The sequence below is a fragment of the Paraburkholderia sp. EG304 genome, assembly GCF_046543485.1.
Taxonomy (GTDB): Bacteria; Pseudomonadota; Gammaproteobacteria; order Burkholderiales; family Burkholderiaceae; genus Paraburkholderia; species Paraburkholderia youngii.
In genome coordinates this window covers 1-7,453 of record NZ_JBKGUA010000123.1, presented here as the reverse complement: position 1 = coordinate 7,453, position 7,453 = coordinate 1, and the positions used below count along the sequence as shown (strand labels likewise).

General features: G+C 54.5%; 6 protein-coding genes and 1 pseudogene. 5 read left to right on the top strand and 2 right to left on the bottom strand.

Annotated elements, in window-relative coordinates; translation table 11 throughout:
• Nucleotides 1-1,115, top strand: a 1,115-nt coding sequence (locus ACLFKU_RS41925) for a thioesterase domain-containing protein (RefSeq protein ID WP_410853153.1), incomplete at its 5' end; no start/stop codon positions are given.
• A gap of 103 nt (nt 1,116-1,218) precedes the next feature.
• A complete protein-coding gene (locus tag ACLFKU_RS41920; protein WP_410853152.1) occupies nt 1,219-2,670 on the top strand; it encodes a hypothetical protein in 1,452 nt (483 codons plus the stop codon).
• Nucleotides 2,671-3,124: 454 nt separating this feature from the next.
• Here ACLFKU_RS41920 and ACLFKU_RS41915 read toward each other — a convergent pair whose 3' ends face one another.
• Nucleotides 3,125-3,658 (bottom strand): transposase, encoded by a 534-nt coding sequence (locus ACLFKU_RS41915; protein WP_410853151.1) that lies wholly within the window; start codon nt 3,656-3,658, stop codon nt 3,125-3,127.
• Between the two features lie 204 nt (nt 3,659-3,862).
• Here ACLFKU_RS41915 and ACLFKU_RS41910 point away from each other — a divergent pair, with 204 nt between their 5' ends.
• Nucleotides 3,863-4,612: a Long-chain-fatty-acid--CoA ligase gene (locus ACLFKU_RS41910; RefSeq protein WP_410853150.1), complete on the top strand. Its 750-nt coding sequence runs from the start codon at nt 3,863-3,865 to the stop codon at nt 4,610-4,612.
• A gap of 55 nt (nt 4,613-4,667) precedes the next feature.
• Entirely contained in the window at nt 4,668-6,476 is a 1,809-nt protein-coding gene (locus tag ACLFKU_RS41905; protein ID WP_410853154.1) for an ABC transporter ATP-binding protein, read from the top strand.
• Nucleotides 6,477-6,598: 122 nt separating this feature from the next.
• Here the strand turns inward: ACLFKU_RS41905 and ACLFKU_RS41900 are convergent, their stop codons facing one another.
• The gene (locus tag ACLFKU_RS41900) at nt 6,599-6,814 is read right to left on the bottom strand and encodes a hypothetical protein (RefSeq protein WP_410853149.1); all 216 of its coding nucleotides are present in this window, start codon (nt 6,812-6,814) and stop codon (nt 6,599-6,601) included.
• Between the two features lie 249 nt (nt 6,815-7,063).
• Between ACLFKU_RS41900 and ACLFKU_RS41895 the strand changes: the two are divergent.
• Nucleotides 7,064-7,453 (top strand): annotated as a pseudogene (locus ACLFKU_RS41895) (hypothetical protein); the annotation flags it as partial.

Here is a 7,453-nt window from a genome sequence, read left to right as displayed (position 1 = left end):
CGCAGGACGATGCGTATGCGCGGCGGGGCTACGAGGCGCCGCGCGGGGAGCTCGAGACGGTGCTGGCGCAGCTGTGGGCGGAGCTGCTGGGGCTGGAGCGGGTCGGTCGGCATGACCACTTCTTCGAGCTGGGCGGCCATTCGCTGCTGGCCGTGCGGCTGCTCAGCCGAGCACTGGATCGGGGAATGAAATTAAGCGCTATCGATCTATTCGAAGCCCCCGTCCTGAAGGATCTTGCCTCCAGGGTCGAGATGGACATGGATCCTCATGTGTCTGGAGTGTTGCCGGTCCGTTTGGCGGGAACTCAGCCTCCCGTTTTCTTTGTTCCGACAGGCTATGGAGATTTTTCGTATGTCTCCACTTTAGCAAAAGAAATGGAAGTGGATAGTCCCATCTACGCTCTACCATGGCCCTCCTTCAAAGATCGTTCACTGACTCTTGAGGAGATCGCAACACATACACTGTTGACGATGAAGAAGATTCAGCCACGAGCTCCCTACCGGATTGCCGGATATTCGTCCGGTGCGATCCTCGCTTACGCGATTACTCAGCAGTTGCTGCGCTTCGATGAAACGGTATCTTTTCTGGGTCTTATCGATGCCCCGCTGCCAGCAAATTCTCCGAAAAAATCTGATGCCGAAATAATACTCGAAATGGTATTTGAACCTCTGGAGTCTTTGGACGATGAACGATTCGAACTGCTACAGCGCTGCGCTAGGAACAGTTCTGTTCCGCTACTACTCCAAAAGGCACAGGAAATTGGGGCGATAGTTGTAGAAGCGGATTTCTACGAAACCGTCGAAACGTATATCCATTTTCAGCACGCGTTACTGAACTATCAGGTTCCATCCCTGCAAGTCGAAATTCACCAGTTCTATGCATCTGAGCTTCCCGAGAATTTCCGGGCTGGGCGCACTCCGGATGCAACGGAGGCTAAGAAGATTGCACCCATGCATGGCTGGGACCGAGTTCTAAATCCCGAGGCCATTCACGCCATACCGATTCCCGGCGATCACGTGACAATGATGGCCGTGCCGGAAAACCGTCGGATTCTTGCACGCGCGCTTTCCTTATGCTTAAGCAGCACACCACACCCGCGAACAATAGGGCCCTGACGCTATGACAACGCGCTCGCACAATCTCGACAGTTACCTCCCGTCGACTTTCGAAGCCCTAACGCAAGGAGGGGACCCGCGGATCGAACTCGACACCGCCGCAATGATCAACAAATATGGGGGGCGACCGATACCAGATACAGGACTGTTAGCATTTGGCTCCGCCACGGCATCTACTATTTCCCTATCTGGCCACTCTGCTGCGCAACAACTACGCTCCCATCTCTTGAGTAGCTTACGGGAGAGAAATCCGGCGGATGTTTATTTGGAGGAGATGTCGAGGCTGCGTAGTGAATTTATCGACCTGTGTGGCTTAGGAGAACTATCTGGGTTGGAGGCTATTGTATCCGCTTCCGGCACAGATGCTCACATGCTTGTCGCAAGACTGGTGGCCGGGACCAGCTCTCGCACAACGTTGGCGATCATGGTTCAACCGGAAGAGACGGGGAGCGGTGTCGCGCGTGCTTTGGCGGGCGCCTTGTATCATCGCTACCCCCCCGCGATGAACGATGGGAATGTGGGAGATTTCGGCGATGTCAATCACGTCGAGTCGATAGCAATTCGCTCAGAGGACGGCAGTCTCCGACCCATTGCTGAGGTTGATGACGAACTTGAAGCAACGGTATTGAGTGCTGTAAAGCAGTATGATCGCATTTTGATCGTATTAACCGACGTCTCCAAGACCGGCGTGTTGGGCCCCAGTCCGGATCGTGTCCTCGAACTCAAGCGGCGCTGGCCAAACATCATCGAGACTGTCATCGATGCCTCTCAATTCAGGCTGGCATCGAGCACGTTAGTTAGTTACCTCCGTGCGGATAGTATTGTCATCATTACTGGATCAAAGTTTTTTAGCGGCCCTCCATTTTCCGCAATGTTGCTGGTTCCGGCAGACGCAGCATGCAGATTGATGATGCGGCCGGTCGATCCGGCACTTCGCGTCAATAGCGCGCGCGCAGAGTGGCCGCCACATTGGAATGGCATCATGTCGCTTCACAATGCAAGCAACTTTGGATTGCTTTTGCGGTGGGAGGCTGCCCTCACTGAAATGCGGGATTTTCACGGCATCCCCGCGGAAGGTGTCAGAAAGGTCGTGGAGAACTTCTATAACGCTATTACGTCATGGATGAGTAATTCGCAACAGCTTAGTCTCCTGGAACAACCCGCCTTGCAGCGCCGTCCAACGGAAAATCAGTCGACGTGGGATCAGATACCAACGATTTTTCCTTTCATCTTGTTCGAGTTTAATAACCGAAGAAGGCCGCTGCGCGCGGAGGAGACCACCAAAATCTTCAATCGAATGAAAGCAGACCTTGGTGGGAATTCGCGCGGAGTAAGACGAAAAATATTGTCCGCGCGTTGCGAATTGGGCCAACCCGTTTTATGTGGCGAGATCGATGGGGTTCCTGTTTCTGCGCTGCGGATGAGTCTTAGCGCGCGCTTAATTGTGGAGGCCGTTTGCGAGAAAGATAACAGCGCTGAATATCTAGTAGAACGTGCCATTTCTGTGTTGGAAAAGGTATCTCTTCTCGCTAAGAACAGGGTGCTTGTATCCTGACTTAAAGCAATCTTGGTCGAGCGCCGGGCCTACTGGCGGGCGGCGATCGCAATAGTCGAGAGAGCGCGATATTTGCTTTGGCGTTGCTCGAATATGGTAATGATTTTCAAACTCGAACCAGTGGCACAATGACTCCGATTCAAGGCTGTCAGCCAACCTGCAACGAGAAAATGGCACTGACATCACGAGCAAATAGAAACGATCACTTTGCAGTGCTAGCGGTGATGTGAAGCGGGTCGACCCGCGGGGAGCGCAACTCAATAGTACGGCGTGGATATCCATTCCCGGTCAGAGAATGAGGCCTCTGGACGCGTCTTTCATCAATGGGGGCATTTGATCCAACATGACCAATTGTCCAGCCACAGTTCTCCACTATCTCACGCCGCGCGTGCATTGCATATATCAACAGGGAACTTGGATTGAGCTTGTGCTCAACGGGGACGCGCTTGTGGTGTTAGAAGGCAATTTTGTTAAGGAATGCACAGTGGATAGGCATAAACACGGGGGGTACGACAGAAAGGCCGGCCATGGTCTCGGGGAATTGCCGTTGGTCTCCTGCCAGTCGGTGGAAGCGGTTGAGCCAGCCGAAGCCGCGATCGACCGCCCAGCGGCGCGGCAACGGCACGAAGCCATTTTTCGCCTCAATCCGCTTGATTATCTGAAGCTCGATCTCTTCGTCGAGTGCGGCCTGTGCAGGCTCTTCGCAGGTATATCCCTGATCGGCGAACGCTACCTTGACCGTCTGGCCTTTGGCGTGCTGAATCTGGCGCGCCAATTCTCCGACCAGAGCATGCTCCTGTTCGTTGGCCGGCATCACATGCGCGGCAAGCAACTGGTCGAAGATATCGACCGCCATATCGACATTACTGCCGCACGGCGGAAAGTCATTGGCCAACAAAGGCCACGGCATAGCCGCGCGCACGATCCAGTGCAGTGCATTGAACATCTCGCGCAATTCATTGCAGCGACGCGGCGTGTCTTTGTTCATCAACGTCAGATACGCAGTGGCGAAGTATCAATCTTCATCCGATATATCGGTTGGCTATGGCCTGTGTTATTTCGCCCCGTCAGGATACAAAGCCCGGCACAAAGTGCCTAACGTTCTCAAGATCATTGATGATCCTATCCATTCGGGGGGCTGTAAGAAAGAATATGAGCGATGCAATTTAATGATTCCCGTCGGAGTTCGGAGATGAATTTGAAAATATTTTCTTTGCGAGAGAGGCCGGAACTTATTCCTCTTGTTTTTTCGAGCGAGTTAGATAGCATGTGGCCGGACTTTATGCGCCATGATCGAACCGCAAAGCTCTATTTTGGCGCGGGAGTCTTCTCAAGATACCTAGACTTCGCGTATGCTGGGCTTGTCGACGAGGAGGTCGTTGGGCGCGCTTTCGGCGTTCCATTTGCCTCAAACATCGAGGGCCGCATGGAATTGCCGGACGGCGGTTGGGATGAGGTTATCCGCTGGGCTCACGAAGACAGTCTGCTAGGCCGTGAACCAACGACGATAAGCGCACTCGAAATTACCCTACTGCCAAAGGCGAGAGGTCTCGGTAATGCGCTGGCACTGCTGAATGCGTTGAAGCAATGTGCCAAAATGGCGGGATTCTCAAAGCTTTCGGTCCCCGTTCGGCCAAGCCAGAAACACCATGTGCCCGGGATGCCGATGCTCGAGTATACGCGACTACAACGCCCCGACGGTTTGCCGATGGATTCTTGGTTGCGAACCCACCTCGGTGCTGGAGGAAGGCTCATGAAAATTGCCCCTTATTCCATGACCATCGTTGGAACGATTTCGGAATGGTCACGATGGACAGGGCAAATATTCGAACATTCCGGAAGTGCTGAGGTCGATGGGGCATTGGTGCCGGTGCTCGTTTCAATGGAGCAAAATTGCATCGTTTATGTCGAGCCAAATGTTTGGTTTCAATACGACCTATGATTGATGAAGCTTAATTCTTTCATTCCACGAAGTGAGATACGTCGATATATAAATGATGGCGAAAAAGAAACCTTGGTTTGACATGCGGGCGTTTAAGTGCGTACTAGTCTTTACTGTACGATACTGGCGCAAACAGCCTGTGAGAATTTCCGCGATCGCGACGCTCGCATTACTGGCCACCCTTGCCGAGGTGGTGACGCCATTCTTTTCTGGGCGACTGGTGGATGCGCTGACAGCTGGTGGCGGTGATATGGGCTTGAAGTCCGCTGCGTGGCACCATGCAGCAAGTACTTTTGGTTTGCTGATTGCATTGGGAGTTGGCACGACCTTGGCGAGACATTTCACGCTTCACAACATTATGGTGCTGACGTTGAACATGATAAGCGACGTCGCGTCGAACGCATTTTGCCGAGTGCAACGTCTCTCCACCGATTGGCATGCGAATAGTTTCGCCGGTGCGACAGTACATAGGATCACGCGCGGTATGTGGGCACTAGAACTGATGAACGACACGCTGCTTCTCGCGTTGCTGCCTTCGCTGCTGATGCTGGGTGGCGCGACGATACTGCTTGGTGTTCGCTGGCCGCTGATGGGTGTCTTGGTTGGCGCAGGCTCGCTGCTGTACATTACGGTCGCAGTGTCGCTATCGCTCGGCTATGTAGCGCCCGCCGCGCACATCAGCAATCTGTGGGACACCCGCATGGGAGGTAGGCTTTCCGACGCGATAGCCTGTAACTCGCTCGTGAAAGCGTTTGGCGCCGAGAGCCGAGAAGAAGCTAGGTTTGCCCGCATAGTCAGCAAGTGGCGTAAGCATACGGCTCGCATGTGGGCGCGCAGCACGACCAATGGTGGAGTCCAGAGCGGCATGCTCGTGCTGATGCAAACCGCGATGCTCAGTGCCGCACTATGGTTCCGCGTGCGCGATGAAGCAAGCGTCGGTGACATCGCGTTTGCGCTAACAATGTTCTATGTCTTGCAAGGTTATCTACGCGAAGTTGGGATGCACGTACGCAACCTGCAACGCTCTGTGAATGATATGCAGCAACTAGTTCTGCTTGAGCGAGAGAGATCTGGCATCGAGGACCGGCCAGGTGCGCGTCCTATCGAGATTCGACGAGGGGAGATTTGCTTCGACCGGGTGACTTTCCAATACGACAAAGTCCGGGAGCCTTTGTACAAGGATTTCTCAGTAACCATTGCGCCCGGTGAGCGCGTTGGGCTGGTGGGCCGTTCAGGGGCGGGAAAGACTACGTTCATAAAACTAATCCAGCGGCTCTACGATCTCAGCGATGGTCGCATAAGGATTGACGGGCAAGACATTTCCCAAGTTGAGCAGACTTCGCTGCGACGGCAGATCGCTATCGTGCAACAAGAGCCGTTGTTGTTTCACCGTTCGCTCGCGGAGAACATCGCATATGGTAAGCCGGACGCGACGCAGGCCGAGATCGAGCAAGCTTCCGCGCTAGCGAACGCGCACGAGTTCATTGCCGCGTTACCGAACGGATATGCCACGCTGGTGGGCGATCGCGGCGTGAAGCTTTCGGGCGGTGAACGTCAGCGAGTGGCTATCGCTCGTGCTTTCTTGGCAGACGCGCCAATCATTATTCTCGATGAAGCGACCTCGAACCTTGACGGCGAAAGTGAAGTGCTGATTCAGCAGGCGATGGAGCGGTTGATGGTTGGGCGTACCACACTCGTGGCTGCACACCGCCTGTCCACGGTTCGTGCGCTCGATCGGCTGCTGGTGTTTGATCACGGCCGCCTCGTCGAGGAAGGAAGCCACGACCGGCTCGTTCAGCTCGATGATAGTACTTACCGTCGGTTGTTTGATCAGCAGGGATTCGGGTTAGCTCGCGAGATTTGACGACGTTGTGTGCTGCCGTTGCTGACGAGCGGATCAAACGGCGACAAGTCGGAAGCGTTTCGCGGCGCCATCCGACCGTCGTATAGTTCGTTTGGTCCCCCTCCGGTTTGAGTGTGAGGATCTCAATGATCTTCCTTTATGGCCGATTGATTGAAATGGGAGATCAGGTCAAGCGAATGCCGGCGAAGCTCGTCCAGCCATGCGATATCTGCCTTGGTCTGGACTGCGATAACGATTGCGCGTTCATGAACCCGGCCGTCTTTGATTTCAAGGCAACGGGTATCGAGATGGTGCGTTGGCGTGCCTGCAAGAAAAACGATCAGGCGCGGGTCGCGCAAAAGAATGGCGCCGTCTGTACGTCATCTGGTGGGGGACGGCAGGCTACAAGGTCTCGAAGCCACAGAAAACACTTGCCTCACTTTATCAAGTGTCGCGGCTGTATATCAACTTCTTCCAACCGTCATTCAAACTGAAATCAAAGACAGGTCACGGCGCCAAGGTGACAAAGCGCTATCAGGCGAGTTTGACGCCACCCGAAAAGAACGGATACCCCAGGATCGAGAGCGTGCGCGGCATGGCTGAGTTTGATGATGGCGCACTATGCGGACATACTGGTCCTGATCGCATTGCCTCTGGGTCGGGACGCTGGTGGCGCAATACCTTTCTTTTCGCGTCCGGGCAGCGATCGCGGTGAGGCCATGACAAAGGGAGATACCTTCAGCTTCTATCAGCATATCAGTGTGGCGCGCGGCCTCCGTCACGGCCAAAGCTGGACGTGTGTTCTGGTGCGGTACGGTATCGTCACGCTGTTTCCGTCGCCGATCGCGGCGCTGCTCGAATGGAAGGTTAGCGCGACCACCGTCATATCCGTCATGCCTCTATTGCTGGCGGTATTCGAAATTGACATCACGGATACGGTGGACTTCTCGGTCTATTCCGCGTCGGGAGCGTTGCTGGGCTTCACGATTCTCTTCGCA